The 26,498-nt window shown below is 56.3% G+C and carries 25 protein-coding genes; 3 read left to right on the plus strand and 22 right to left on the minus strand.

Annotated elements, in window-relative coordinates; translation table 11 throughout:
* Positions 1-131 precede the first annotated feature (131 nt).
* Positions 132-761, plus strand: coding sequence for a hypothetical protein (locus ACONT6_RS09090; RefSeq protein WP_428821387.1), 630 nt, complete (start codon positions 132-134; stop codon positions 759-761).
* A gap of 232 nt (positions 762-993) precedes the next feature.
* Here ACONT6_RS09090 and ACONT6_RS09095 read toward each other — a convergent pair whose 3' ends face one another.
* The 9 genes from ACONT6_RS09095 to ACONT6_RS09135 form a co-directional block, all read right to left on the minus strand.
* Positions 994-1,620 (minus strand): hypothetical protein, encoded by a 627-nt coding sequence (locus ACONT6_RS09095; RefSeq protein ID WP_428821388.1) that lies wholly within the window; start codon positions 1,618-1,620, stop codon positions 994-996.
* A gap of 118 nt (positions 1,621-1,738) precedes the next feature.
* Positions 1,739-2,074, minus strand: coding sequence for a hypothetical protein (locus ACONT6_RS09100; RefSeq protein ID WP_428821389.1), 336 nt, complete (start codon positions 2,072-2,074; stop codon positions 1,739-1,741).
* A gap of 302 nt (positions 2,075-2,376) precedes the next feature.
* Positions 2,377-3,597 (minus strand): Shedu immune nuclease family protein, encoded by a 1,221-nt coding sequence (locus ACONT6_RS09105; protein WP_428821390.1) that lies wholly within the window; start codon positions 3,595-3,597, stop codon positions 2,377-2,379.
* 86 nt (positions 3,598-3,683) lie between these two features.
* Complete coding sequence (locus tag ACONT6_RS09110) at positions 3,684-4,769, minus strand: DUF3644 domain-containing protein (protein WP_428821391.1); 1,086 nt, start codon at positions 4,767-4,769, stop codon at positions 3,684-3,686.
* Positions 4,770-5,096: 327 nt separating this feature from the next.
* Positions 5,097-6,275, minus strand: coding sequence for a 2-methylaconitate cis-trans isomerase PrpF (gene prpF, locus ACONT6_RS09115; protein ID WP_428821392.1), 1,179 nt, complete (start codon positions 6,273-6,275; stop codon positions 5,097-5,099).
* Between the two features lie 158 nt (positions 6,276-6,433).
* The gene (gene acnD / locus ACONT6_RS09120; protein WP_428821393.1) at positions 6,434-9,031 is read right to left on the minus strand and encodes a Fe/S-dependent 2-methylisocitrate dehydratase AcnD; all 2,598 of its coding nucleotides are present in this window, start codon (positions 9,029-9,031) and stop codon (positions 6,434-6,436) included.
* Positions 9,032-9,148: 117 nt separating this feature from the next.
* Positions 9,149-10,273 carry a bifunctional 2-methylcitrate synthase/citrate synthase gene (prpC, locus tag ACONT6_RS09125; RefSeq protein WP_428821394.1) on the minus strand — a complete coding sequence of 375 codons (1,125 nt, stop codon included), beginning with the start codon at positions 10,271-10,273 and terminating at the stop codon, positions 9,149-9,151.
* Between the two features lie 157 nt (positions 10,274-10,430).
* Positions 10,431-11,309, minus strand: coding sequence for a methylisocitrate lyase (gene prpB / locus ACONT6_RS09130; RefSeq protein ID WP_428821395.1), 879 nt, complete (start codon positions 11,307-11,309; stop codon positions 10,431-10,433).
* Between the two features lie 38 nt (positions 11,310-11,347).
* On the minus strand, positions 11,348-12,082 hold the full coding sequence (locus ACONT6_RS09135) for a GntR family transcriptional regulator (protein ID WP_428821396.1): 735 nt from the start codon (positions 12,080-12,082) through the stop codon (positions 11,348-11,350).
* A 443-nt stretch (positions 12,083-12,525) separates the two neighbouring features.
* On the opposite strand from ACONT6_RS09135, the gene ACONT6_RS09140 reads away from it, so the two are divergent.
* Positions 12,526-13,062 carry a DUF2062 domain-containing protein gene (locus ACONT6_RS09140; RefSeq protein ID WP_428821397.1) on the plus strand — a complete coding sequence of 179 codons (537 nt, stop codon included), beginning with the start codon at positions 12,526-12,528 and terminating at the stop codon, positions 13,060-13,062.
* A gap of 6 nt (positions 13,063-13,068) precedes the next feature.
* Here the strand turns inward: ACONT6_RS09140 and ACONT6_RS09145 are convergent, their stop codons facing one another.
* From ACONT6_RS09145 to ACONT6_RS09160, 4 genes are all read right to left on the minus strand, one after another.
* Positions 13,069-14,337 (minus strand): lipoprotein-releasing ABC transporter permease subunit, encoded by a 1,269-nt coding sequence (locus ACONT6_RS09145; RefSeq protein ID WP_428821398.1) that lies wholly within the window; start codon positions 14,335-14,337, stop codon positions 13,069-13,071.
* A gap of 8 nt (positions 14,338-14,345) precedes the next feature.
* Positions 14,346-15,095 (minus strand): lipoprotein-releasing ABC transporter ATP-binding protein LolD, encoded by a 750-nt coding sequence (lolD, locus tag ACONT6_RS09150; RefSeq protein WP_428821399.1) that lies wholly within the window; start codon positions 15,093-15,095, stop codon positions 14,346-14,348.
* 59 nt (positions 15,096-15,154) lie between these two features.
* Positions 15,155-16,396, minus strand: coding sequence for a lipoprotein-releasing ABC transporter permease subunit (locus ACONT6_RS09155; RefSeq protein WP_428821400.1), 1,242 nt, complete (start codon positions 16,394-16,396; stop codon positions 15,155-15,157).
* A gap of 84 nt (positions 16,397-16,480) precedes the next feature.
* Positions 16,481-18,112: an alpha/beta hydrolase gene (locus tag ACONT6_RS09160; RefSeq protein WP_428821401.1), complete on the minus strand. Its 1,632-nt coding sequence runs from the start codon at positions 18,110-18,112 to the stop codon at positions 16,481-16,483.
* Between the two features lie 204 nt (positions 18,113-18,316).
* Between ACONT6_RS09160 and ACONT6_RS09165 the strand changes: the two genes are divergently transcribed.
* On the plus strand, positions 18,317-18,625 hold the full coding sequence (locus tag ACONT6_RS09165; RefSeq protein WP_181253027.1) for a hypothetical protein: 309 nt from the start codon (positions 18,317-18,319) through the stop codon (positions 18,623-18,625).
* Positions 18,626-18,680: 55 nt separating this feature from the next.
* Here ACONT6_RS09165 and ACONT6_RS09170 read toward each other — a convergent pair whose 3' ends face one another.
* The 9 genes from ACONT6_RS09170 to ACONT6_RS09210 all read right to left on the minus strand — a co-directional run bounded on the left by ACONT6_RS09170 (position 18,681) and on the right by ACONT6_RS09210 (position 26,496).
* Complete coding sequence (locus ACONT6_RS09170) at positions 18,681-19,148, minus strand: thioesterase family protein (RefSeq protein ID WP_428821402.1); 468 nt, start codon at positions 19,146-19,148, stop codon at positions 18,681-18,683.
* Positions 19,145-20,542 (minus strand): Si-specific NAD(P)(+) transhydrogenase, encoded by a 1,398-nt coding sequence (sthA, locus tag ACONT6_RS09175; protein ID WP_428821403.1) that lies wholly within the window; start codon positions 20,540-20,542, stop codon positions 19,145-19,147. Before sthA ends, ACONT6_RS09170 begins: the two co-directional genes overlap by 4 nt.
* A gap of 45 nt (positions 20,543-20,587) precedes the next feature.
* The gene (gene nqrM / locus ACONT6_RS09180) at positions 20,588-20,866 is read right to left on the minus strand and encodes a (Na+)-NQR maturation NqrM (RefSeq protein ID WP_428821404.1); all 279 of its coding nucleotides are present in this window, start codon (positions 20,864-20,866) and stop codon (positions 20,588-20,590) included.
* 2 nt (positions 20,867-20,868) lie between these two features.
* Positions 20,869-21,906: an FAD:protein FMN transferase gene (locus ACONT6_RS09185; protein WP_428821405.1), complete on the minus strand. Its 1,038-nt coding sequence runs from the start codon at positions 21,904-21,906 to the stop codon at positions 20,869-20,871.
* Between the two features lie 69 nt (positions 21,907-21,975).
* Complete coding sequence (nqrF, locus tag ACONT6_RS09190) at positions 21,976-23,202, minus strand: NADH:ubiquinone reductase (Na(+)-transporting) subunit F (protein ID WP_078084302.1); 1,227 nt, start codon at positions 23,200-23,202, stop codon at positions 21,976-21,978.
* Positions 23,203-23,220: 18 nt separating this feature from the next.
* Positions 23,221-23,829 (minus strand): NADH:ubiquinone reductase (Na(+)-transporting) subunit E, encoded by a 609-nt coding sequence (gene nqrE, locus ACONT6_RS09195; protein WP_078084301.1) that lies wholly within the window; start codon positions 23,827-23,829, stop codon positions 23,221-23,223.
* A gap of 3 nt (positions 23,830-23,832) precedes the next feature.
* A complete protein-coding gene (locus ACONT6_RS09200) occupies positions 23,833-24,501 on the minus strand; it encodes an NADH:ubiquinone reductase (Na(+)-transporting) subunit D (RefSeq protein WP_078084315.1) in 669 nt (222 codons plus the stop codon).
* Positions 24,502-24,509: 8 nt separating this feature from the next.
* Complete coding sequence (locus ACONT6_RS09205; protein WP_428821406.1) at positions 24,510-25,292, minus strand: Na(+)-translocating NADH-quinone reductase subunit C; 783 nt, start codon at positions 25,290-25,292, stop codon at positions 24,510-24,512.
* Positions 25,285-26,496, minus strand: coding sequence for an NADH:ubiquinone reductase (Na(+)-transporting) subunit B (locus ACONT6_RS09210; protein ID WP_428821407.1), 1,212 nt, complete (start codon positions 26,494-26,496; stop codon positions 25,285-25,287). Before ACONT6_RS09210 ends, ACONT6_RS09205 begins: the two co-directional genes overlap by 8 nt.
* Between the last annotated feature and the right edge of the window lie 2 nt (positions 26,497-26,498).

Genomic DNA, 26,498 nt, shown 5'->3' on the forward strand with positions numbered 1-26,498 from the left:
GAACCAGCAACAGGCGAATGGCTAGGACCTGTTAGAGGTAGTGGCTCGATGGCACCGGCTGTGCAAAGGATCGGCCATATCGCAGCGTTTTTTACCGTGGGGAGGCGCTGGATCCTGCCGAACTGGAACGATTGTTTGAAATAGCCGAAACTTGGAAAACGCGGCTAACCGATATCAGCTGGTTTATGCGCTACTTGAACGAGGTCATTGCACGGGAATCCAATCGCGAAGACCAGTGTAGCGGGCGATTCTGGGAGGGCCGTTTTAAATCCCAAGCTTTACTGGACGAAAAGGCCCTGGCAGCCTTTATGGCTTATGTCGACCTTAATCCAATCCACGCGAAAATGGCCGAAACCCCAGAGACATCGGACCATACTTCAATCAAACAACGTATCCTCTCTGCAAAACAGGCACAGCAGCCCACCACGCTGCTGCCTTTTGTCGGGAATCCCAAAGAACCCATGCCTACAGGCCTACCGTTTCGGCTAGAGGACTATATTGACCTAGTGGACTGGAGCGGACGCTGCCTACGGAACGATAAGCGGGGAGCAATCAACGAAAAACTTCCTCCTATTCTGGATCGCCTGCAAATTGATCCAAAGCAATGGACCTATCTGAATAGAAATTTTGAAAGCCGGTTTAAATCCCTGGTAGGCACTGGCCATTCTGTACGTACCGCTTGCGAGCAGCTTGGTAAGAGCTGGGTGCACGGAGTTCGTGAGTGCGAACGTCTCTTGTCACCTCCTCCTGCAATACCTTAAACCCTATTCTTTTCCCCGCTTGAATTACATCGCAGGTCAGCTGCGAGCGTACACTGCGTCTGCGGCCCACCCAATCATACGGAATGCGTGATAAAAACCACACGGGCCTGCCCTTCCAACAATGACTTCTTGCGCGCAAGAAAAAATACTCGTGACGGGCGCTTTGTACTGTTAGGCACTATTTGTGGGTGTCCTTTTTATTGTCGGTGTCATAATGTTGATCTGACCCGATTTATTTCTCACCGAGACAAATACGCCAGATCTTTTTAATACGTTGCAGCAACTTATCACTTGCCTTACCAGAAACTTTTCGAAACAAAACTTTTAAGTTGACACTAAACCCCATTAGCCCGGGTTTCATTTCAATAAGTTCCTCATCCAAATATTTTGATTCCTTGATGTAAGGCAGTTGAGAGAAATTGTCACATTCAGTATAGTGTAGCGGCCTTATAGACATCCATTCGCACCGCCAATCTTCACCACCCCCTTCTCTCGACAATTTTTTAATCATAGCGCCACGATCAATTTCATCAACATACCGATGCATATAGGTTGCAAATAGCCCATAAAAATTGAAGCTAACCTCTGGGCAAAAGTTACTAACCGAGGCTAGCTTATTATCGGTATGAGTTACGCTTGGATCATGCTCTTCTATCAATGGAAGGAGACCACTTTCTTTCCAATAATCATCGAGCACTACCTGGATGTCACTGGGGATTTGTGTCGTAATACCTAGCTCACCCAATAGATAAATGCTTGAGTAGTATTTATTACACTTACGTGGATGCGCATAGGGGCACCTAGGTGTAACACCTTTCGATCTGCTTTCTTTTGAATACCATTCAAAATTTGGATTCATAACAATTAATCAAATTTTAATGCGGAAACGTAACGCGCACTTGATGGAACTCGGACCTGAAAAGCAGCGGAAAATACGCCCTAGCCCAAGGTGGTGGAAACAGCTGCATGCTTTAAACCTACTTGGACTCAGCACCAACAGCGCTCGCCCCACTCTCCCCTTCTAGCTGATATTTTCTGGGCATATCGCGATACACTGACTTAACTGCATTGACCGAAAGCACAGCTCCTGCAACCAGAACATATAGATTTAGATCAGAGACCAGCTCAGCTAGACTTTCGATGAATGTGCTTGCAACGAGAACTATTCCACAAACAAGCTGAAAAGATTGCAGGATGATATTTACAACTGCATTCTGCTCAAACTCTAGATTGTTTCTGAACACCTGCACGGTATAAACCAAAAATAGAATTCCCGCTATTAATGCTGAGGGTACAAAAAGTGCCTTATCCATTGTTGCCCTCCTTTTGATTATCGACCGCACTACCTAGTAGCCCACCTAAGACACTCCCAATTACTAGACCTATTGGGCCACCAAGAGAGGCACCTAAGATAGCCCCGCCAGTAGCAGCCCCGATAACTCGATCATTGGACCTAAAGCTATTAGCAGTAGCAGAATGGCCACATCTTCTGCATACCCGATCTCCCGTATCCCTCCCCTGAACCTTATCCTTGTAGGTTTCCTCTGATGAACAGTTTGGACACTTATACATTCTCTTGTATTTCCTTATTCGCTTCTCGCTGATAACGTTTCAATCAGTGATTATTGGCAGTCCGCCGCGTTGACCTATCATGAGTAATCTTCCAGTGACTAATGACAAACTGAAGCCTTTCAACTAAGTCATCATATGTAATTATATCAATTACGCTTTTGTATTTTCTCTTAATAACTTCAAAGTCCTGGACTTGCTCCGGAGTTAAACCCTTGGTACGACCCATTATAATGATACCGCTCGGATTTGTTATTTTTATCTTAAATCCCGGAGAGATTTCATCTTTAAAATACTCGCTTAGTTTATCCTCACCCTTCTTCCCCCATTTGTTCAGATAAAAGATATACTTCTCAATCTGCATAACTGTGCCGGACAGCTCTCTTAGCGGAATATAGTTGTCGCGATATGTTCTATTTGTCACAATACACTTATCAAACGGCTTTTTAATTTCGACGATGTCTGTGTTCCCGCTTGAATCAATCAATAAATAATCAATATTTCTATTTGTATTGCTATAGGTATCTCGAACAGGCGCCTCTTTAAAGACGTGAATATACTTTGGGTAAAGTAACAATAAAATTTGCAGAAGCTCTTCCTGCCACTGCCCCTCCGAGTAAGAGTTCTCATCTTCCAACATGTTATTGAGCTTTTCCAGAATACCCTGGTATTTCAACAATTCGATTTCAGAAAAGAGATAGTTTAGGTTGGAACCTTCCCTGGAGACTCGCTTATTTAAATATTTATGATACCTTTCCTCATAGTCATCTTTTGTTTTGACATATGAAGATAGAACACTAGAAATGCGTGCCGATGCGTATCTATTCAACTCATAGGTATTCGGGAAAGCTTTTAGCAACTCCCAAAATGTCGCCTCTGGTATTGCAGAATCCTCAATACCGCCAACATAAATTGGCTGACTAACAAGATCGTTAATTTTCCTAAAAACTGAAATCCCTCGCTCCGCAACAAATAGCTTTCTCTCAAGCTTTATGTCTTCATGTATGTAAAGATTGTGATCAATAGATAATATTTCCTTTGGAAAGCAAAAATACTCTCCTTGCTTCGTGGCAACTTGAAACTCTACTGGATCTTCTTCCTGATTTTGATCAAACTTAGTTAAAAGTTCTTTTTTCGTAAATGAAAATGCTTTTGCAATCCTGACCTTCCCAGACTTACGTATTTCGTGATAGACCCACTCCATGCTAGGCATATCGCTCGAATACGAAAGAGTTACTCCGGTATTCGATTTCTTAAATTCGATCATTATCAGCGCTCATTTTTCATGCATGATGCTCGGATTTGCGTCCGCTTTGGAGTGCAAGGCAAAAACAGTCCTGCGACATGCTTTAGCTAAATGCGATATTGATCGACATCCAGCTTCTCTCCATTTCGCTCTTTTTGTCTTAGTTCTGATGCTTCTAGCTCTGTAGTTTGCATAAAATGGATGAGGAACGAGACCCAGGCATCCTGATACACGTAATCGTTATGAGGCTCATCATAAAGGCAAAACTCGGCTTGTGTATCAAAGGGGTCGTCTGAACCATTAGACGGCCTGATTCCGAATAATTTATACAAAACAGTATGTAAATTCTGCGTAATAGACTTCCCGCTTAGACCTTCATTTACTTTTTTTACAACCTCGGATGGCTTTAACCTACCAACGTTCACAGCTTCTATTTTTACTGTCTTATCTTTGATAATTACATTAAGTTGTTCGTATGCAGCTTTATCTTCATCACTAAGCGAGTCCCACCTCACAAACTCTACCGCTGCATCAGCCCTGTTCGTGTTAGAAATCTTCGGAATTTGTATTAGCTTTATACTGTACTTTTGGGAGTTATAGGTATCATCATCCAGCGTGTTTCTGTATTTTTCTACGAAAGCCACTATTTCAGATAGGTCTTTTGATAGCGCCGACCTATTTGCCTGCTCCTGTTGCTGCGTTCGTATTTGAGAGAATTGAAGGCTATACACCAATGCTTCATTTATAGAATAGGCACTACCAAAAAAATCAATCAACTGACTTTCATAATTGAACAATAGAGATTGGCACTCACCAAAAATAAGAGTATCTACCTCTCTCTTCTCAATATGTCGATGCTCAATTTTATTTCTAAGCTTGATGAAAAAAAGTAGGTTTGACTCTACACTAGGATCGAGATTTCCATATTTTTTGACACATGTAGATAGTTCCCATGCTTTCCTCTCTCCATCCACAGTATCATATCGGCCATTCTTTTTTTTGTAATAGTATTTATCCCCTATTGTTGAATTAAAATACGCATGAAAAAGCCTAGTCCATGCCATTATCATCATCGTGATGAAACCCTCACTACGAAATGTAGTTCTTGGCTTATTATATATTTCAACCGCTAAAAGCGCCGAATCGATAGAAGCATCGAGAATAGATTTAGTCTTTCCTTTACGTAATTTCAATTTACTTCCTTAGTAGAGACAACAGTTCATTCAAAAGACGCGCCTATAGAACTCGACTGCCTTTCATTCAAAGCGTCTGGATAATTCTGAGCAGGCCGGCAGATGATGTTATTTCAACGATCCCTTAAGTCAATGACTTACCCTTACATCAATGAATTCATTGAAGAGCGCTGCTGATCTAGGGGTTTACCGCCTGCCTTTGTATAAATTTCATCTCGTACTTTAAGGCATAAAAAAAACGAGCCTCAATTGAAGCTCGCTTTTTCGACTTCCGAAGTCAGCTTAGACAGTTCTCACCACTAAAAGCAGGTTCTACTGTGAAGCGAATTAGAAGCAATCGCCGGGCACCCGCACCCAACCTTCCATCAAGATCCGCGCACTGCGGCTCATGATGGCCTTGGTCGCAGTCCACTGCCCGTTGGCGACTTCCGCTTCCGCACCAACCCGCAAGGTGCCGGACGGATGCCCGAAGGTCACCGCATTGCGCTCCCCTCCCCCGGCGGCCAGATTGACCAGGGTGCCGGGAATGGCGGCGGCGGTGCCGATGGCCACCGCGGCGGTGCCCATCATGGCGTGGTGCAGTTTGCCCATGGAGAGCGCGCGCACCAGCAGGTCGATATCACCTGCCGCCACTTCCTTGCCACTGGAGGCCGCATAGCCCTGCGGTTCCGCGACGAACGCGACCTTGGGGGTATGCTGGCGAGCGGCTGCCTCTTCCACGGTTGCGATCAGGCCCATTTTCACCGCGCCGTGGGCACGGATGGTCTCGAACATGGCCAGAGCCTTGTCGTCACCGTTGATGGCTTCCTGCAGTTCGGTGCCGGTGTAACCGATATCCGCCGCATTGACGAAGATGGTCGGGATGCCGGCGTTGATCATGGTGGCTTTCAGGGTGCCGACGCCGGGCACCTCTAAATCGTCCACCAGGTTGCCGGTGGGGAACATGGCCCCTTCCCCATCCGCCGGGTCCATGAATTCGACCTGCACTTCGGCCGCCGGGAAGGTGACGCCGTCCAGTTCGAAATCACCGGTCTCCTGCACTTCCCCATTGGTGATGGGGACGTGGGCGATGATGGTTTTCTTGATGTTGGCCTGCCAGATGCGCACGGTGCAGATGCCGTTCGCTGGAACGCGGGCTGCATCCACAAAACCGCTGTTGATGGCGAAGGCACCCACGGCGGCGGTGAGGTTGCCGCAGTTGCCGGACCAGTCCACGAACGGCTTGTCGATGGAGACCTGGCCGAACAGGTAATCCACGTCGTGCTCCGGCTGCTCACTCTTCGACAGGATGACGGTTTTGCTGGTGCTGGAAGTGGCCCCGCCCATGCCGTCGGTCTGCTTGCCGTAGGGATCGGGGCTGCCGATTACGCGGAGTAGCAGGTTGTCTCTTGCTTGGCCCGGGGCCTGGGCTGGCTCCGGGAGGTCCTGCAGGCGGAAGAACACGCCTTTGCTGGTGCCGCCGCGCATGTAGGTGGCGGGGACTTTTATTTGAGGTGCGAAGGTCATTTAAGAGTCTCGCGGAATTGGTTATGGGGTTGTAGGAGCCTGCCTTGCAGGCGAACAGTTTGGTGCTTCGTGGCTGTTCGCTTGCGGGGCAAGCTCCTACGGGGGCTCCGTAGGTGGGGTGTTCGCCTGCTGGGCAGGCTCCTACGGGGTGCCGTTGTTTAGGCGTTGGCTTCGGCTTCCAGGAAGTCGTTGGCAAAGCGTTGTAGGACGCCGCCGGCTTCGTAGATGGAGACTTCTTCCTGGGTGTCCAGGCGGCACTTGACCGGTACTTCTACGGTTTCGCCGTCTTTGCGGTGGACCAGTAGGGTCAGGGTTGCGCCCGGGGTCTGCTCGCCGAGTACGTCGAAGGTTTCGGTACCGTCGATGGCCAGGGTTTCGCGGGTGGTGCCCGGCAGGAACTCCAGCGGCAGTACGCCCATACCGATCAGGTTGGTGCGGTGAATGCGCTCGAAGCCTTCCGCTACAATCGCTTCCACACCGGCGAGGCGCACGCCCTTGGCGGCCCAGTCGCGGGAGGAGCCCTGGCCGTAGTCGGCGCCGGCGATAATGATCAGCGGCTGCTTGCGCTCCATGTAGGTTTCGATGGCTTCCCACATGCGGGTGACCTTGCCTTCCGGCTCGATACGCGCGAGAGAGCCCTGCTTCACTGCACCGTTTTCGTCACGCACCATTTCGTTCAACAGTTTCGGGTTGGCGAAGGTGGCGCGCTGGGCGGTGAGGTGGTCGCCCCTGTGGGTGGCGTACGAGTTGAAGTCCTCTTCCGGCAGGCCCATTTTCGCCAGGTATTCACCGGCGGCACTGCTGGCCAGGATCGCGTTGGAGGGCGACAGGTGGTCGGTGGTGATGTTGTCACCCAGTACCGCCAGCGGGCGCATGCCTTTCAGCGCGCGCTCACCTGCCAGCGCGCCTTCCCAGTACGGCGGGCGGCGGATGTAGGTGCTCTGCGGGCGCCAGTTGTACAGCGGCTCGCCCTTCTCTGCTTCCGCCTTGTTCAGGTCAAACATCGGGATGTAGACCTCGCGGAACTGCTCGGGCTTCACGCTCTGTTTGACGATCGCGTCGATCTCTTCGTCGCTCGGCCAGATATCTTTCAGGGTGACCGGGTTGCCGTCTTTGTCGTGGCCCAGTACATCTTTTTCGATATCGAAGCGGATGGTGCCGGCGATGGCGTAGGCAACGACCAAGGGCGGCGATGCCAGGAACGCCTGCTTGGCGTAGGGGTGGATACGGCCGTCGAAGTTGCGGTTGCCGGACAGTACGGCGGTGGCGTACAGGTCGCGGTCGATCACTTCTTTCTGGATTTTCGGGTCCAGCGCGCCGCTCATGCCGTTACAGGTAGTGCAGGCAAAGGCGACCACGTCGAAGCCCTGTTGCTGCAGTTCCGGCAGCAGGTTGGCTTCTTCCAGGTACATTTTTACGGTTTTGGAACCCGGTGCCAGGGAGGTTTTTACCCAGGGCTTGCGGGTCAGGCCGAGCTTGTTGGCGTTGCGCGCGATCAGGCCCGCGGCAATCATGTTGCGCGGGTTGCTGGTGTTGGTGCAGCTGGTGATCGCGGCGATGATCACGGCACCGTCCGGCATTTCGCCTTCTTTCTCTTCCCATTCCTTGGCAATGCCACGGTTGGCCAGTTCGGACACCGGCAGCAGTGCGTGCGGGTTGGACGGGCCGGCCAGATTGCGGGTAACGGAAGACAGGTCGAACTTGAGTACGCGCTCGTATTCGGCATTCTTCAGGCTATCTGCCCACAGGCCGGTTTCTTTCGCGAACTTCTCTACCAAAGCTACCTGCTCGTCGTCGCGGCCGGTGAGCTTCAGGTAGTCGATGGTCTGCTCGTCGATGGCGAACATGCCGGCGGTGGCACCGTATTCCGGGGTCATGTTGGCAATAGTGGCGCGGTCGCCCAGGCTCAGGCTGGAAGCGCCTTCGCCGAAGAATTCGAGATACGCACCCACCACGCGCTCGCGGCGCAGGAATTCGGTCAGGGCCAGCACCATGTCGGTACCGGTGATGCCGGGCTGCAGCTTGCCGGTCAGCTCGACGCCGACGATGTCGGGCAGGCGCATGTAGGAGGCGCGGCCGAGCATCACGCTTTCAGCCTCTAAACCACCCACGCCTACGGAGATTACGCCGAGCGCATCCACCATCGGGGTGTGGCTGTCGGTGCCGACGCAGGTATCCGGGAAGGCGACGCCGTCTTTTTGCTGCACCACCGGAGACATTTTCTCCAGGTTGATCTGGTGCATGATGCCGTTGCCGGGCGGGATGACGTCGACGTTTTCAAACGCGGTTTTGGTCCAGTTGATGAAGTGGAAGCGGTCTTCGTTGCGGCGCTCTTCCACGGCGCGGTTCTTTTCGAACGCGTCTTTCTCAAAACCGGGGTGTTCGACGGCCAGGGAGTGGTCGACGATCAGCTGGGTGGGCACCACCGGGTTTACTTTGGCGGGGTCACCGCCCTTCTCGGCGATGGCGTCGCGCAGGCCGGCGAGGTCCACCAGTGCGGTCTGGCCGAGAATATCGTGGCAGACGACGCGCGCAGGGAACCAGGGGAAGTCGAGGTCGCGCTTGCGTTCGATGAGCTGTTTGAGGGCGTCGGTGAGCATTTCTGGCTCGCAGCGACGCACGAGGTTATCTGCCAGGATACGGGAGGTATACGGCAGTTTTTCATAGCTGCCCGGCTGGATGTTTTCGACTGCCTCGCGGGTGTCGAAATAATCCAGGTCTGTGCCGGGGAGTTTTTTGCGGAATTCGGTGTTCATAAATTTCCACCAAAAGGAAGCTTTGCAAGGTTTGTAAGAGCCTGCCATGCAGGCGAACAGTTCCGGAGTGCGGTTCGGTTCGCCTGCAAGGCAGGCTCCTACAGGGTGTGTGCGCGATTAGCGGTTGGCGATCGGAGTCACTTTGCGCAGTTCCGGACCGGTGTACTCGGCGCTCGGGCGGATGATGCGGTTGTCGGCGCGCTGTTCGAATACGTGGGCGGCCCAGCCGGTTACGCGGGACATTACGAAGATTGGCGTAAACAGTTTGGTGGGAATGCCCATGAAGTGGTACGCGGAAGCGTGGAAGAAGTCGGCGTTACAGAACAGCTTCTTCTCGCGCCACATAACCTCTTCGCAGCGTACGGATACCGGGTATAGCACGTCGTCGCCAACGTCAGCGGCCAGCTTTTCGGACCACTGCTTGATGATGGCGTTGCGCGGGTCGGATTCGGTGTAGACCGCGTGGCCGAAGCCCATGATCTTTTCCTTGCGCTCCAGCATGCCCATCAGTTCTTTTTCTGCTTCGTCGGCAGAGGAGAAACGCTCGATCAGTTCCATCGCCGCTTCGTTGGCGCCGCCGTGCAGCGGGCCGCGCAGGGAGCCGATGGCGCCGGTGATGCAGCTGAACAGGTCAGACAGGGTGGAGGCACAAACGCGCGCGGTGAAGGTGGAGGCGTTGAACTCGTGCTCTGCGTACAGGATCAGGGATACGTTCATTACCTGTGCGTGCAGGTCGTTGGGCTTTTCGCCGCGCAGCATGTGCAGGAAGTGGCCGCCGATGGAGTCGTCATCGGTTTCAGTTTCGATGCGCACGCCGTCGTGGCTGAAGCGGTACCAGTAACAGATGATGGACGGGAATGCGGCCAGCAGGCGGTTGGCGCGGTCCTGTTGCTGGTCGAAAGACTCTTCGCCTTCCAGGTTGCCCAGCATGGAGCAGCCGGTGCGCATAACGTCCATCGGGTGTGCGTCGGCGGGGATGCGCTCGAGCACTTCGCGCAGGGCCTGCGGCAGGCCGCGCATGGTTTTGAGGATGCCTTTGTAGTCCGCCAGCTGTGCTGCGGTGGGCAGTTCGCCATTGAAGATCAGGTAGGCGACTTCTTCGAACTCGCAGTTTTCTGCCAGGTCTTTTACGTCGTAGCCGCAGTAGGTCAGGCCGGAGCCGGATACGCCTACGGTGGACAGTGCGGTTTTACCAGCTACCTGGCCACGCAGGCCTGCTCCGCCAACTTTTTTCTCTGCCATCGTTAAATCCCCTTTATCTCTTTGTTGATGGTGGATTCGCTTTGCTTGTCCACCCTACGGGTTTGGAATCTGTGGTTTTGTAGGAGCCTGCCCTGCAGGCGAAAGTTTTGTGGTGCGTCCGGTTCGCCAGCAGGGCTGGCTCCTACTTCTTGAGTTCTTACTTTTTAAACAAGGCGTCGAGCTTGTCTTCAAACTCGTGGTAGTTCAGGTAGTCGTACAGTTCCGCGCGGGTCTGCATGGTGTCGACAACGGCTTGCTGGTCGCCCTGCTTCAGGATGCTGCTGTAGACGTTTTCCGCGGCTTTGTTCATGGCGCGGAAGGCGGACAGTGGATACAGGACCATGTCGGCGCCGGACTCGCCCAGCTCGGCTTTGTTGTACAGCTTGGTTTTACCGAACTCGGTGATGTTGGCGAGGATCGGTACATTCAGTGCGTCCTTGAACGCGCGGTAGTGTTCCAGTTCGGTCACGGCTTCGGCGAAGATGCCGTCTGCGCCGGCTTCGATACACGCCTGGGCGCGGTCAATGGCGGCCTCTAACCCTTCTTGTGCGAAGGAGTCGGTACGGGCCATGATGAAGAAGTCGTCATCATCGCGCGCGTCTACCGCGGCCTTGATGCGGTCGACCATTTCCTCTTTGGAAACGATCTCTTTGTTCGGGCGGTGGCCACAGCGCTTCTGGGCTACCTGATCTTCGATATGTACTGCTGCGGCGCCGGCGCGGATCATTTCTTTAACGGTGCGCGCGATATTGAAGGCGCCACCCCAGCCGGTGTCGATATCGACCAGCAGCGGCAGATTGGTGGCAGCGGTGATGCGGCGTACGTCTTCCAGCACGTTGTCCAGGCTGGTCATACCCAGGTCCGGCAGGCCGTAAGAGGCATTGGCTACGCCGGCACCGGACAGGTAGATCGCCTGGTGGCCGATGCGCTCGGCCATGATCGCGGTGTACGCGTTGATGGTGCCGACTACCTGCAGCGGCTGGTTGTCTTTCAGGGCCTGGCGAAAGCGTGCGCCGGCGGATTCTGGTCTGCTCATAGACTGCCTCGTTTCTCTCGTTAATTCTGTTTGGTTCGTTAATTCTGTTTGGATAGCTTGTTTTCGATATTGCTACGCGACGCGCGGATGTGGCGACGCATAAGAATTTCTGCCAGTTCACCGTCGCCCGCTTCGATGGCTTCGATGATGTGGCTGTGTTCGCGGAATGCGCGGTGCGCGCGCGGGCTGGCCATACCGAGCTGGTAGCGGTACATGCGCACGCGGTAGTAGAGCTTGTTGCACAGGGTGTCGATCAGCAGGTCGTTGTGGGAGGCCTGCACGATGCGGAAGTGAAAGTCGAAATCCCCTTCCGGCTGGAAATACGCGGTGCCCTTTTGCAGCTCTTCCTGCTGCTCGTGGCGTTCGAGCATCTGGCGCAGTTCTACGAGGTCGTCTTCGGAGCGATTTTCCGCCGCGAGGCGACAGGCCATGCCTTCCAGCGCTTCGCGCACATCGTAGATTTCCAGCAGGCCGCGCTCGGTGAGATCCACGACCCGTGCGCCCACGTTGACGCGGCGCTCGATCAGGCTGAGGGACTCCAGCCGCATCAGGGCCTCGCGCAGGCTGCCGCGGCTGGCATCGAAGCGGCGCGCCAGTTCCGGCTCGCTGATCTTGCTGCCGGCGGCCAAACGCCCTTCGACGATTTCGCTGCGCAGGGTGAGGAACAGGCGATCGGCCAGGCTTTGCGAGCCGCGCACGGCCTTGCCCGAATCCGCAACGGCGGACGCAGCCTTGGCATCGGCGGCGGTTGTTTTACTGACCTGGCCTTCCATTCTCTCTCGCCTCGCAAGCAATTCAGCGACTGCTGATTTTGGTCTCGACTTCAGATTGTCGACACTTTATAGGGCTAGAGAGCTTAAATAGCCAGTTTTGTCGCGTCAACCGCATTTTCTGTCAACACATTGGCATTTTGCGACTGACCGGAAGGTCACAGATGGCACAGGAAGTGCAACGAAGATGAAAAGGTACCGGACGACTGCATTGAGCGGCGCCGAGTCGCCGGGAAAACCGCGCCACGGCTTGCCTTAAGAGTGAGGTGGTAACAATGGTAGTCTTGAAAAAGTGATATGGGCATAATAGCGCCCGCACTGACTGCTGCGGTCATCACCGATGGCCACACACAGCCCCTGCCACTCTATCCTTAATAGAGTATCCACGGGGCCATTTTGGTCAGATTCCGGAACCCCCAGTCGAGAGTATCGAGCAGATTTGAATCATGCCTAAGAGTATTATCAGGCGCTGGCTGCCAACTCCCGAACAAGTGCGTGCCAATAGCGGCCTGAAGATTCTCGGCACCCTGCTGCACGACCCCAACCTGTTCCACCTGAACCGCCACTCGGTTTCCGTCGCCTTTGCGGTGGGCATTTTCACCAGCTTTCTTCCCCTGCCCGGCCAGATGCTGATCGCCGCGGTGCTCGCACTGTGGTTTCGCTGTAATCTGCCGCTTTCCATGGCGCTGGTGTGGATCAGCAATCCGATCACCATGCCGGCCATTTTCTACAGCACCTACAAGCTGGGTGCGTGGATGCTGGGCACACCGCATATGCCGTTCAAGATCGAACTGTCGTGGGAGTGGTTAACGGAGGAAGTGGGAAGAATCTGGTTGCCGCTGTTTTCCGGCTCTCTGCTGTGCGGCATTTTCTTTGCCGCTGTAGCCTATTTTGCCATGCAGGCAATCTGGCGCTGGCATGTGGTGAAACGCTGGAAGGCCCGGCTGGCACAGCGCAAGGCCCAACTCAGCGAAACGAATTAAAGCCCGTTAGAAATCCTGGCGCAGCGCCGCTGCGGGCTGCACCCGGCTCGCCTGCAACGCGGGATACAGGGTAGCAATGAGACTCAGCAGGAACCCTGCGCCCACCACCAGCGCCACATCTCCCCACTGCAGTTCCGACGGCAGGTAGTCCACCGGATACACGTCTGATTTCAGGAACTGGATGCCGAACAGCGATTCCAGCCCGGATACCGCATCGGTCACCAGCAGCGAGCCGATCACCCCGAGTATTCCGCCCACCAGCACCCCGATAAGACCAACCAGCGCGCCCTGGCTGACGAACGTCAGCAGGATCTCGCGGGTACTGGCGCCCATGGTGCGCAGGATGGCGATATCGCCGTGCTTGTCGATCACCACCATGACCAGTGTGGAAACCACGTTGAAGGCGGCAATGGCGATGATCAGGAATACCAGCAGGCTCACCAGATTGCGCGACATCTGAATCGCCTGGTACAGGTTGCCGTGGGTTCCGGTCCAGTCGCTACCGTAATAGCCCTGCTCTGGCATCTGCCCCATGACCTGCCGGAATACCGCGAAGGATCCGAGCATATCCTGCATACGCATCTGTACCCCCGCACCGCCAGCGCCACCGGCCAGGGATTTGGCCTGCGCCCAATCCACCAGCGCCAGGGAATGGTCCAGCGCGGTACCCGAATGGAAAATATCGACTACGCGGAAACCGGCCAGCTGCGCAGAGGTGCGGCCAGCGGTTTCGCTGGTGCCGTTTTGCGGCACGATCACCGAGAGCTGCTCGCCCACGGCGATTTCCAGTTTGTCGGCAATGCCCTGCCCGAGAATGATACCGGGCTCGGCGGGATCACTGGTGAGCGCGGCAAAACTATCGGGCTGCAAGAACTCACCGATTGTCGACACATTCACGATGGTCTGCGGATTCACGCCCTGTACCAGCAGCGGGGTAACCTCCAGGCCGTTGCGCGCCAGGCCGTTGACCTGCCACACCTCTGCTGCCGCGGTAATGCCCGGAATCGCCGCTACGCGATCCCGCACCTGCGTCCAGTCCATGTCCGGGCTTGCGTTGTAGAGCGTCGCGTGCGGCATGATACCGAGAATGCGTTCGCGCAATTCGCGATCGAAACCGTTCATCACCGACATCACCACAATCATCAGGGCCACACCGAGGATCAGGCCGATCATGGAAAGTCCGGAGATAAACGACACCAGGCCCGCGGAGTTTTCTTCGTTACGCTGGGCGCCCGCGTAGCGCAGGCCGATAAAGGCAGGTAATGGTTTAAACATAATGCGACCTAGACACCATCGCCCTGTTGCCAATCGTCTACCAGCTGACCGTCCACCAGGTGCAGACAGCGATCCAGCGCGCCGGCGAGATCCGGGTCGTGGGTAACGATCACGAAACTGATACCGGTTTCGCGGTTCAGGCGATCCATCAGGTTGTGAATTTCCTTTGCCGTGGTGCGGTCGAGGTTACCGGTGGGTTCGTCCATCAATACACACGCCGGGCGCGCCACCAGAGCGCGAGCGATGGCAACGCGCTGGCGCTCACCACCGGACAGTTGCGCCGGCTTGTGCGTTAACCGCTGGCCCAGCCCGACGGCTTCGAGCATTTCCTGCGCGGCAGCGCGGGATTCAGACACCGAGCGCTTGCCAATCAGCAGCGGCATGGCGACGTTTTCCAGCGCGGTGAATTCATTGAGCAGATGATGGAACTGGTACACGAAACCGAGGCTACTGTTGCGCAGCCAGCCGCGCTCGTTGGCGTTCAGTGCGGCGAGATTTTTTCCTCCCACCCACACTTCACCACTGGTCGGCGTATCCAGCCCGCCGAGCAAATTGAGCAGGGTCGATTTACCGGAGCCGGAAGCGCCGACAATGGCAAGGCGCTCACCTTTCGGCACCTGCAATTCCACGCCGCGCAGCACGTCCAGTTGGTTGGCACCCTGACGATAGGTTTTGGTGAGCGTGTGACACGCCAACACCACGTCCGCTGCGGCTTGCGGGTGAGACTCTTCCGGGTGTATTTCCACTTGGCTATTCATCTTATGATTCATTTACCTTTTGGCTGGCGGGGCTGTGCCCCGCGCCGGTTTTGTCTTGTTTATTCGTAGCGGAGCGCTTCTGCCGGCGCGATCTGTGCGGCGCGCCAAGCGGGGAACAGTGTGGCCAGCAGGCTCATGATGACCGCGGCACTCAACACCATAACCGCATCCCCGATGCGGAATTCCGATGGCAGGAAGCTGACAAAGAAGACACGCGGATCAAAAATCTGCGCGCCCACCACACTCTCGATCCACGACACCAGGTCGGTCAGGTTCAGCGCAATCAACGTGCCGAGCAAACCGCCGATCAGCGCGCCGATAATGCCGATGGCACTGCCCTGCACCACGAACACCGCCATAATCTGCCGGGAGGTGAGACCGAGGGTGCGCAACACCGCAATATCTGAGCGCTTGTCTGCCACCATCAAAACCAGCGCAGACACAATATTGAACGCCGCCACGGCGACGATAATCATCAGCATCAGGGTGACAACGGTTTTCTCCATTTTCACCGCCTGGAACAGGCTGCCCTGGGAATGACTCCAGTCCTCGCCTTCAAAGCCTTCGCCCAGGGAGGCGGCATAGCCTTCTACCCGGCCGAGCGCGTTGTTCATGTCGTCGAATTTAAGCTGCAGGCCCTGCACCTTGCCGGGCATGCGCAACAGGCGCGCGGCATCGTCCAGATGCATCAGCGCCATATTCTGGTCCACCTGGGCACCCACGGAAAACACACCGGCCACGGTAAAACGCTTGGTGCGCGGGAAGATGCCCGCAGGGGTAATGGTGACTTCTGGCAGGGTGAGAATGACGGAATCGCCGGGAATAACCCCCAGCTGGCGGGCGAGAATACGCCCGAGGACGATGTTGTAGCTGCGCGATGCCAGGGCATCCAGGCTGCCCATCAGCATATGTTCGCCGACGGCGGACACCTCGCGCAGGGCGACCGGGTCCACGCCCTGGAACTCAACTCCGTGGGACTGGTTATTGGCGCCGACCAGCGCGAAACCGCGCACAAAGGGACTGGCGGCCACAACATGGGGTTGCTCGCGCACCGCCTGCGCGGCGGTTTGCCAATCGGAAAGTCCCTCGTCATTGATCACGAAACCATGCGGCACCACGGAAAGAATCCGGGTTTTCAGTTCCCGGTCAAAGCCGTTCATCACGGAGGTAACCACAATCAGCGCCAGCACACCCAGTGCCATGCCCAACAGGGAAAATCCGTTAATAAAGGAAATAAACTGCTGCCGACGGCGGGCGGCCACGTAGCGCAGGCCGATATAGAGGGGAACTGGTTTTATCATGGGTTGATTTAAGCGGAAAAACGCCAAGAAATCCAAGGATTTACGCACATCTCGCGCAGCTGCTGACAACTTGGACCGCAGCAATCATTTCGGATTCCATTTGAGCAACTTTTCATTCAGCTGCTTCAGCTTGCGCTCATCCCAACCCTCGACTTCGGTAAGCCGGTGCCAGGCCCGCACATAATCTGCCGGCGCGTAACTGTGCCCGAAGCCCATTGGGGCAATGCCGGCGTGCATATCCATTGCCAGCTGCAACATGGTTACCACCGGGTACCATTGCAGATCCGGCGACACATCCTGCGCCCGCGGTTGCTGCATCCAGGCCGGCCTGCGCCAGACTGCGGCGGGATCAAAGAACACGATGGGATCACTGCCATGTTGCAGGTACGCAAGGCGGAATCTGCCCCAGGAGCGCTGCCCCTTGTCATAGCCGCCAAAGTGGTTGCCAAAGCGCACCACGGCGCCGCCCTGAAACTCGGGCAACCAGGCCGGCGAGCCCTCGTCGCGCTTGGCGGTTACCTCGCGCCAGGTATCGCTGCGAAACGGTGGGCCGGTCCACAAGGCACCGTGAAACGGGTCGTCGATGATGTCGTAGAAATCAAACGAGCGATCGGAATTGAGCGCACCCAGGCTGAGCCCGAACAGGTAGAGGTCGGGCCGCGTATCGCGCGGCATCGCGCTCCAGTGCCCGTAGACAGCCCGGAACAGCGCCTCCGCGGACTCCCGGCCATAGGCATCCTCGGTCATCAGCGCGATCGGGCTAGGCAGATACGAGTACTGCGCTGCCACGCTGGCGATATCCCCGCCGAACAGGTATTCCACCGAGTTGATGGCACCTGGGTCCACCCATCCGGTACCCGTGGGCGTGATCAGGATCAGCACCGAGCGCTCAAAGCCCCCTACCCGCTTGAGCTCTTCCAGCGCGAGCCGCGCGCGCTCCTCGGGTGTATCTGCGGCATTGAGCCCGGCGTATACCCGGATGGGATCTTTGGCGCTCCCGGTAACTTCGGCAATGTCCTTGGCGGTTGGCCCGAGCGCCAGATAGCGCCGCCCCTGGTGCCCCATATCCTTCCAGGAAATCAGCGAAGCAGAGCTGCCGGCCTTAAGCGGATCCGTGGGGGCTTTCATACTGGGCTCGATTCCAGCGTCGAGTCGCTGGTAGATACCGTCCACCCGATGCAGTGCGGCGGTCAGCAGCACGTCGTTGATCGCCGCCCAGAACAGCCAGAAGGCGGCGAAAAGCCCGAGGATTCCGGCGATCCGTCGCGGCACGCGATGCGCCAGCTTGCCGGATACAAACCCGAACAGCCGCTTGAACAGCTTGCCGAGGCCGAGAAACAGCAGGAATACCAGCGCGGTGAACAGGGCAATAGTAATCGGCCGCACCCCGGAGACTTCCTCTAGCCCCATCAGCGCGCGCACCGAATTCTGCCAGTGCGTGGCCTGCCACAGGAAACCCAGCGCGAGAAAGATACACACGCCAGCGGCCAGCCATCGCAAAACACGGGTGGCTTGCGCGCCCACCGACGGCAGCTCAAAGTAACGCCACAGCCACACCAGCAGCACGCCGATACCGTAGCCCGCCGCCATGGAGACACCGGAAATCACACCCTGCACCATGCCCTCGCGGGGGATCAGCGAGGGCGTCAGGGAGAGCGCAAAGAAGAGAGTGCCGACCAGCAGGCCCGCTGTGGAGAAGAAGCGTCGCCATTGCATGTGTGACTGTCCAAAGAGTCAATCTCCTTGCAGCCTAGCACAGCGGTACTGCCCCACCCGGCGCGGCCGGCCCAGGGCCTGACCGGGCCGGGCATTCGCTCAAGGACCCACGCGGCGGGAAAAACGTGAAGAAATCCGCATGTTTGGGCACAATATCTGCTTTAATGACCGACATTCAGAACAACATAATTCGGAGAAGAACCCATGTTCAGCAGACTCCGCAAACAGATTCCCGCACTGGCTGGCGCTGCCTGCCTTGCCCTGTCTGCCACTGCCTCTACCAGCATCCACGCCGAGACCCTGGAAGTCCCGGTGGGATCGCAAAGCAGCGATACCTATGTCGAGAAAGTACGCGGACTCAAGAAAGACGAAGTGACCGCACGTCTGGGCGAACCGCTGGGCATTCAGGGCCCGGTGGGTGAACCGGCGATTACCCGCTGGGAGTACCCGGAGTTTTATGTGTATTTTGAATGGGATGTCGCCCTGCATACGGTGAAGAAACACCGGGGCTGAAGGATATCCGGGCGGGCCGTTACTGGCCCCGCCCTTCCCCGCCTCCCAATCCTGCTCAATACAGGAAAGTAGCGGTACCGGTAGCGATCAACTCTTCGCTCTCGTTGTGTAACTCCATCCGCGTGACCACCAGCTTGTTGCCTACGCGCAAAATCTTGCCGTCACACTCAAAGCGCTGACCGCGCCCCGGCTTCAGGTAATCCACCCGCATATCCACGGTACCCAGGCGAATCAGCCGCTGGATTTTCTCCTCCCACTCGATGGCACCCCCCATACGATGGTACGCCGCCACCATTGCTGTCAGACCGCCCACCGTATCCAGCGCCGTGGCAATCACGCCGCCATGTAGAATATTCTGAAAGTGGTTGCCGATCAGCTGCGGCTTCAACTCGAACGCCGCGGAAAGCGTCTGCTGCTCGAGGTCGAACTCCTGCAATCGCAGGCCAATTTCCCGGACAAAGGGGATATCGGAAAATATCCCCTCCACCATCGTGCGGAATTCCGCGGGTGACGGCTCACTCATAACCGGGTAATCCGATTAAGTCCGTCCAGCGCCGCACTGCGGTAGGCTTCCGCCATGGTCGGATAGTTGAAGGTGGTGTTCACGAAGAAATCGATCGAGTTGTTCGGCGCCGGCTGCTTCATGATTGCCTGGCCGATGTGCACGATCTCCGCCGCTTCTGCACCGAAGCAGTGAATGCCGAGAATCTCGCGGGTTTCGATGTGGAACAGTATCTTCAGCATGCCCACACGCTCGCCGGAAATCTGCGCGCGCGCGGTGTGCTTGAACAGCGCGCGGCCCACTTCGTAAGGCACCTTGGCGTTGGTCAGTTCGGTTTCGGTTTTACCCACGGACGAAATTTCCGGCAGGGTGTAAATACCGGTGGGGGCATCTTCGATCACCCGGTGACCGCGGCCGACGATAGCCGCTGCCACTGCCCTACCCTGGTCGTAAGACGCGCTGGCGAGGCTCGGCCAACCGATCACATCACCCACGGCGAAAACATTTTCCACGGCGGTGCAGTAGTGATCGTCCACCGCGAGCTGGCCGCGGTGGTTGGCTTCCAGGCCGATATTTTCCAGCCCCAGGGAGCCGGTATTACCGGAACGACCGTTACACCACAGCAACGCGTCGGCAGAAATCCGCTTGCCGGATTGCATTTCCATGGTCACGCCGCGATCGGTACCGATTACTTTCGCGTATTCCTCGCGGTGGCGAACCGTAACGCCCATATCCCGCAGGTGATAGCTCAGCGCATCGGAGATTTCGTCGTCGAGGAATTCCAGCAAGTGGTTACGGCTGTTGATCAGGTCCACTTTCATGCCGAGCGCGGCAAAGATGGAAGCATACTCACAGCCAATCACACCCGCACCGTAAATGATGATGGCCTGGGGCGTGTGCTCCATATCCAGAATGGTATCGCTGTCGTAAACGCGCGGATGATCGAAATCCACGTCCGCCGGACGATAAGGACGAGAGCCGGTCGCGACGATGAATTTTTCCGCGGTAATGATTTCCTTGGCGCCGTCAGCGAGCTGGACCTCGACGCTGCTCTCATCCCTGAAGCGGGCATCACCAACGATCAGGTCGACACGATTGCGCGCGTAGAAACTGGTGTGCATTTCCACCTGATAGGAAATGACCTTGTTCACCGTCTGCATGACCTGCGGGAAAGTCAGACGACGCGGTTCACCCAGGGCGCGGAACACGCTCTGGGTGTTGTAACGCATCAACTGCTTTACGGAATGACGCAGCGCCTTGGAGGGAATGGTGCCCTTGTGGGTGCAGTTGCCACCCACCGCCGAACTCCGTTCAATTACCGCTGCACGCAGGCCCTTTTTGGCCGCGCTCATGGCCGCAGCCTCCCCCGCCGGGCCAGAGCCGATTACCACCAGATCGTACTTGGAATCTGCCATTGAATTACTGTCTTTGCTTTTATGGTTGAATCAGGCTTGGTTAACTCAAGACTGTTTGTTCTGCTTGCTGGTCGCGTCGTAGGCAAGGTCTGAGCCGAGATCAGCTTTCGCTGTCGCTTTTGCCAGCGCCGCCTGGCGCTGACGCTCCTGCTCTTTTTCGCATTCGTCGTCGTCACCACCGCAAATATCGCAGTCTTTTTTCATACCGATCTTGTTCAGGCCACCGCAGGAGCCTTTCAGAGGCTTGTTCTGGACGATGGCACCGAGGGCCATACCGGCCACGATCAGAACCATAATAATGAACGCCAAAATGAAAATAGTCACGGTTACCTCCCCTGACTTTCAAGATAAGGCTGGAAAGCGCTACTGGCGCGCTCTTCAAACCCGGAATCGGTTTTTACCAGCAGAAACACCGCCAATTGCTGCTGCTCTGCCAATTTTAACGCTTCTTCGGCACCGATCACATTGAGCGCGGTGGCGTAGCCGTCGGCTTCAGCACAGGTATCGGCAATCACGGTGACCGAGGCCAACCGGTGCTCCACCGGACGCCCGGTGCGCGGATCGATGGTGTGCGCGTATCGCTTGCCGTCGCGCTCGTAGTAGTTGCGGTAATCGCCAGAGGTCGCCACCGCCTTGCCGCTGACCGCAATCGGCTTCTGCACGACCTGACCAGCCGAGGGACGCTCGACACCAATACGCCAGGGCTGCCCCTGGGGATTTACCCCCGCTGTACGCAGCTCGCCGCCAACTTCCACCAGATAATTGGCGATGCCCCGGGAGGCAAGCAGGTCTGCCACTCGATCCACGCCGTGGCCCTTGGCGATGGCAGAGAGATCGATCTGTACCGGACGGGTCCTGGTGAGATTCGGGCCATCGAGAACCAGCGCATCCGAACCGATTACCTCGAGCAACGCCGCAATCTCGGCATCCCCCGGGATGGTTTCCGGCTCTGGCTTGGGACCGAATCCCCACAGATTCACCAGCGGACCGACGGTAACATCAAAGGCGCCATCGCTGTGCTGGTAGATCTCCAAGGCACGCCCAACCACCTCGGCAAGATGCGGCGAAACCGCCACCGCCTCACCGACCGGAGCGCCGTTGAATCGCATCAACTCGGAGTCCGGGATGTAGGTGGACATTTCCTGGTTGACCGCGTCCAACTCGGCATCGATCGCTGCCTGCAATTCTGCCTGCACGACGGCGGTGGGCACATCCACCACGGTGATGTGGTAGGCGGTCCCCATGGTGGGGCCGGTCAGTTTCCAGGTCTGCTTTTCCGGTGCACAGGCAGTCAGACTGCCAGCCAGTAACAGTGCCAGGCTCAACCCAAGCAACCGGGCGCCGGCAGAAAAGCGGTTCTGCACAAACAAAAACAGGGCCGAAAGGAGCGGCCCTGTTTTTGTGGATGTATTGTCACGTCCAATCATGCGTGATCAGCCACCGAAGTCGTCGAGCAGGATGTTTTCATCCTCTACGCCCAGGTCTTTCAGCATGTTGATCACCGCCGCGTTCATCATGGGCGGCCCACACATGTAGTACTCACAGTCTTCCGGAGCCGGGTGGTCCTTCAGATAGTTCTCGTACACCACGTTGTGGATGAAGCCTGTGTAGCCTTCCCAGTTGTCTTCCGGCTGCGGATCCGACAGTGCGATATGCCACTTGAAGTTGTCGAACTCGTCCTGCAGACCGTTGTAGTCGTCCTCGTAGAACATCTCGCGCAGTGAGCGAGCGCCGTACCAGAAGCTGATCTTGCGCGTGGAGTGCAGACGCTTGAGCTGGTCGAAGATGTGCGAACGCATCGGCGCCATACCGGCACCACCACCGATGAAGACCATCTCGTTGTCGGTATCCTTGGCGAAGAACTCACCGAAGGGACCGTATACGCGCATCTTGTCGCCCGGCTTCAGGTTGAAGACGTAGGAGGACATCTGGCCCGGCGGAATACCTTCGGTACGCGGCGGCGGGGTCGCGATACGGATGTTGAACTTAACAACGCCCTTCTCTTCCGGGTAGTTCGCCATGGAGTAGGCGCGAACCACCGGCTCGGTTACCTTGGACTCCAGCTTGAAGAAGCCAAAGTGCTCCCAGTCACCGCGGTACTCTTCTTCGATATCGAAATCGGAGAATTTCACATGGTGGGGCGGCGCTTCCAGCTGAACGTAACCGCCAGCGCGGAAGTCGACGTTCTCACCTTCCGGCAGCTTCAAGGTCAGCTCTTTAATGAAGGTGGCCACGTTCGGGTTGGATTCCACAGTGCATTCCCACTGCTTCACACCAAACACTTCTTCCGGCACATCGATTTTCATGTCCTGCTTTACAGCAACCTGACAGGAAAGACGCTTGCCTTCTTTCGCTTCACGCGGGGTGAAGTGCGCTGCTTCGGTCGGCAGCATGTCGCCGCCACCTTCTTCAACCACACACACACACTGCGCACAGGAGCCACCGCCACCGCAAGCGGAGGCGAGGAACAGGTTATTGGCTGCCAGGGTTTGCAGCAGTTTGCCACCCGCCGGCACGGTGAGGGTTTTCTCACCGTTAACCACGATGTTGACGTCACCGGTGTTCACCAGACGTGAGCGGGCAACCAGAATAATGGCTACCAGCGCGATCACGATCACGGTGAACATGCCTACGCCAAAATAAATATCCGTTAATTCCATTCTATTCGACCTCCCCGCTTAGATATCGATGCCGCCGAAGGACATGAAGCCCAGCGACATGAGACCAACGGTAATGAAGGTGATACCCAGGCCTTTCAGACCATTCGGTACATCGCTGTACTTCATGCGTTCGCGAATGCCCGCCAGAGCGGTAATCGCCAGCGCCCAGCCGAGGCCGGCACCGAAGCCATAAGCAACACTTTCACCAAAATTGTATTCGCGCTCCACCATGAACAGAGACGCACCCATGATGGCGCAGTTCACGGTAATCAGCGGCAGGAATACACCCAGGGCGTTGTAGAGAGCCGGTACATATTTATCCAGGAACATCTCCAGGATCTGTACCAGTGCCGCAATAACGCCGATGTAAGACAGCAGGCCGAGGAAGCTCAGGTCCACGTCCGGGTAACCGGCCCAGGCCAGCGCGCCGTCTTTCAGCAGGTAGGTGTAAATCAGGTTGTTAACCGGAACGGTGATGGTCAGTACTACGACAACCGCAACACCGAGACCAACCGCCGCTTCGACCTTCTTGGATACCGCGAGGAAGGTACACATCCCGAGGAAGAAGGCCAGCGCCATGTTTTCAACGAAAACGGCGCGAATGATCAGAGAAATAAAATGTTCCATCTATCAGGCCTCCTGTTGTGCCAGCGGCATCTTAGAGTTGGACGCGATCTTGAACTCGTCCTCTTCCACTTGCGCAGGCTTCCAGGTACGGATTGCCCAGATGATCAGGCCAATCAGGAAGAAGGCGCTCGGCGGCAGCAGCAGCATACCGTTCGGCACATACCAGCCACCGTTGTTCACGGTAGACAGGATTTCGAAACCAAACAGTTTGCCTGCACCGAACAGTTCACGGATGACTGCCAGACAGATCAGGATGAAGCTGTAACCCAGACCGTTGCCGATACCGTCGAAGAAGCTGTCCTTGGGACCGTGCTTCATGGCAAAGGCTTCCGCGCGGCCCATTACGATACAGTTGGTGATAATCAGACCAACGAATACCGACAGCTGCTTGGAGATGTCGTAGGCATATGCCTTAAGGATCTGATCCACCACGATTACCAGCGACGCAATTACGGTCATCTGCACGATGATCCGAATGCTGTTGGGAATCTGTTTGCGGATCAGGGAGACCGACAAGTTCGAGAACGCCGTTACCGTGGTCAGTGCAATACACATCACCAGGGTAACCGCCAGCGAGCTGGTTACCGCCAGCGCGGAACAGATACCGAGGATCTGCAACGCGATGGGGTTGTTGTTGAAAATCGGCTCCAGCAGAGTGTCTTTCAATTTCATGCTCATGCTTACGCCTCCCCTGCTTTAAGGTTTTTCAGGAAGGGACCGTAACCCTGGCTGCCCAGCCAGAAGTTAACCAGGTTGTTAACGCCCTTGCTGGTGAGCGTGGCACCGGACAGGCCGTCTACCTTGTGCTCAGCATTCGGCGTATTGGCGTCAACGCTGCCCTTGATCACGGCGATGTCTACGTTGCCGTCGGCATCGTAAACCTCTTTACCTTCCCACTGGGCTTTCCAGCGGGGGTTGTCCACTTCACCGCCCAGTCCGGGAGTTTCCTTGTGCTCGTAGAAGCCCAGACCGGCAACGGTCTTCAGGTCGTTCTCAAGCGCCAGGAAGCCGTACAGCTGGCCCCACAGGCCGTAGCCGCGAACCGGCAGGATGATGCGCTGAAGTTCGCCGCCCTTCTCCACCAGATACACCTCTTTGGTGTTTTCACGGCGGATGATTTTGGCGGTGTCCTCTTCCGCTGGCAGCTTTTCACTGGCGCTGGCGATCTTGGCAGCGGCACGACCGCTGCCACCTGCCGGCGCTTCATCGGTGAATTTGCCAGTGTTCAGGTCAACGTACTTGATGGTGACATTGCCGAACGCTTCTTCGATCGCCTTGCGGCTGGTCTGGTCTGGAGAGATCAGGCCACCGGCGAGAAGTACGTTCTTTTTCATGTCCAGTTCGGCATTTGCTTCCTGCTTGGGCTTGAGCATCACTGCCGCGGTGGAAACCACCACGGAACAGACGATACACAGTACCAGAGCAACAATCAGCGTACCTTTTACGGAATCTTTATTAGCCACGTGCCAACCTCCGTTTGATATGGGACTGCACAACGAAGTGGTCAAACAGCGGCGCGAACAGGTTGGCGAACAGGATCGCCAGCATCATGCCTTCCGGGAACGCCGGGTTCACCACGCGGATCAATACACACATCACGCCGATGAGGATGCCGTACCACCAGCGACCTGCGTCGGTCATGGCGGCGGACACCGGGTCGGTAGTCATGAAGATCAGACCGAAGGCGAAGCCGCCCACAACCAGGTGCCAATACCAGGGCACACCGAACATCGCGTTGCTGTCGGAACCGATCATGTTGAACAGGGTCGCAGTCGCCATCATGCCCAGCAGAGTGCCGGCAACAATACGCCAGCTCGCAATCTTCATGCCGATCAGGATCACGCCGGCGATCAGCATGGCCAGGGTGGAAGTCTCACCGATGGAACCGTGCATGTTGCCCAGGAACGCGTCCATCCAGGTCAGCTGACCGGTGGGCACGCCAACGGCACCGTTCTGGATGCCTTCGCTGGCCAGCACGGACAGCGCGGTAGCACCGGTGTAACCGTCAACCGCGGTCCACACAGCGTCGCCAGACATGGCAGCCGGATAGGCGAAGAACAGGAAAGCACGACCGGTCAGTGCCGGGTTGAGGAAGTTTTTACCGGTACCACCGAATACTTCCTTACCGATCACCACACCGAAGCTGATACCCATGGCGACCATCCACAGCGGCAGATCCGGCGGACAGGTCAGCGCGAACAGGATGGAGGTTACGAAGAAACCTTCGTTTACTTCGTGGCCACGTACTGCAGCGAACAGCACTTCCCAGATACCACCGACGATGAAGGTCACCGCGTAAATAGGCAGGAAGTACATGGCGCCGTGCACCAGGTTATCCCACACGCTATTTGCATCGTAGCTGGACAGCGCGCCGATGATGGCGTGGCGCCATCCGGTCAGGTCCACGTTTTCCATGCCAGCGATGATGCTGTTGGCCTGGAAGCCTACGTTCCACATACCGTAGAACATCGGGATCATGGCACACGCCCACACGGTGATCATGATGCGCTTCAGGTCGATACCGTCGCGCACGTGAGCCGTGGTTTTGGTGCGGTCAGCGGGCTGGAAGAGACCAGTATCGATCGCTTCGTACAGCGCGTAGAACTTTTCGTATTTGCCGCCCTTGTGGAAATGCGGCTCCATGGAGTCGAGTAGTTTACGCAACATCC

It is taken from the genome of Microbulbifer sp. MCCC 1A16149 (assembly GCF_050368945.1).
In the GTDB taxonomy this organism is placed as follows: Bacteria; Pseudomonadota; Gammaproteobacteria; order Pseudomonadales; family Cellvibrionaceae; genus Microbulbifer.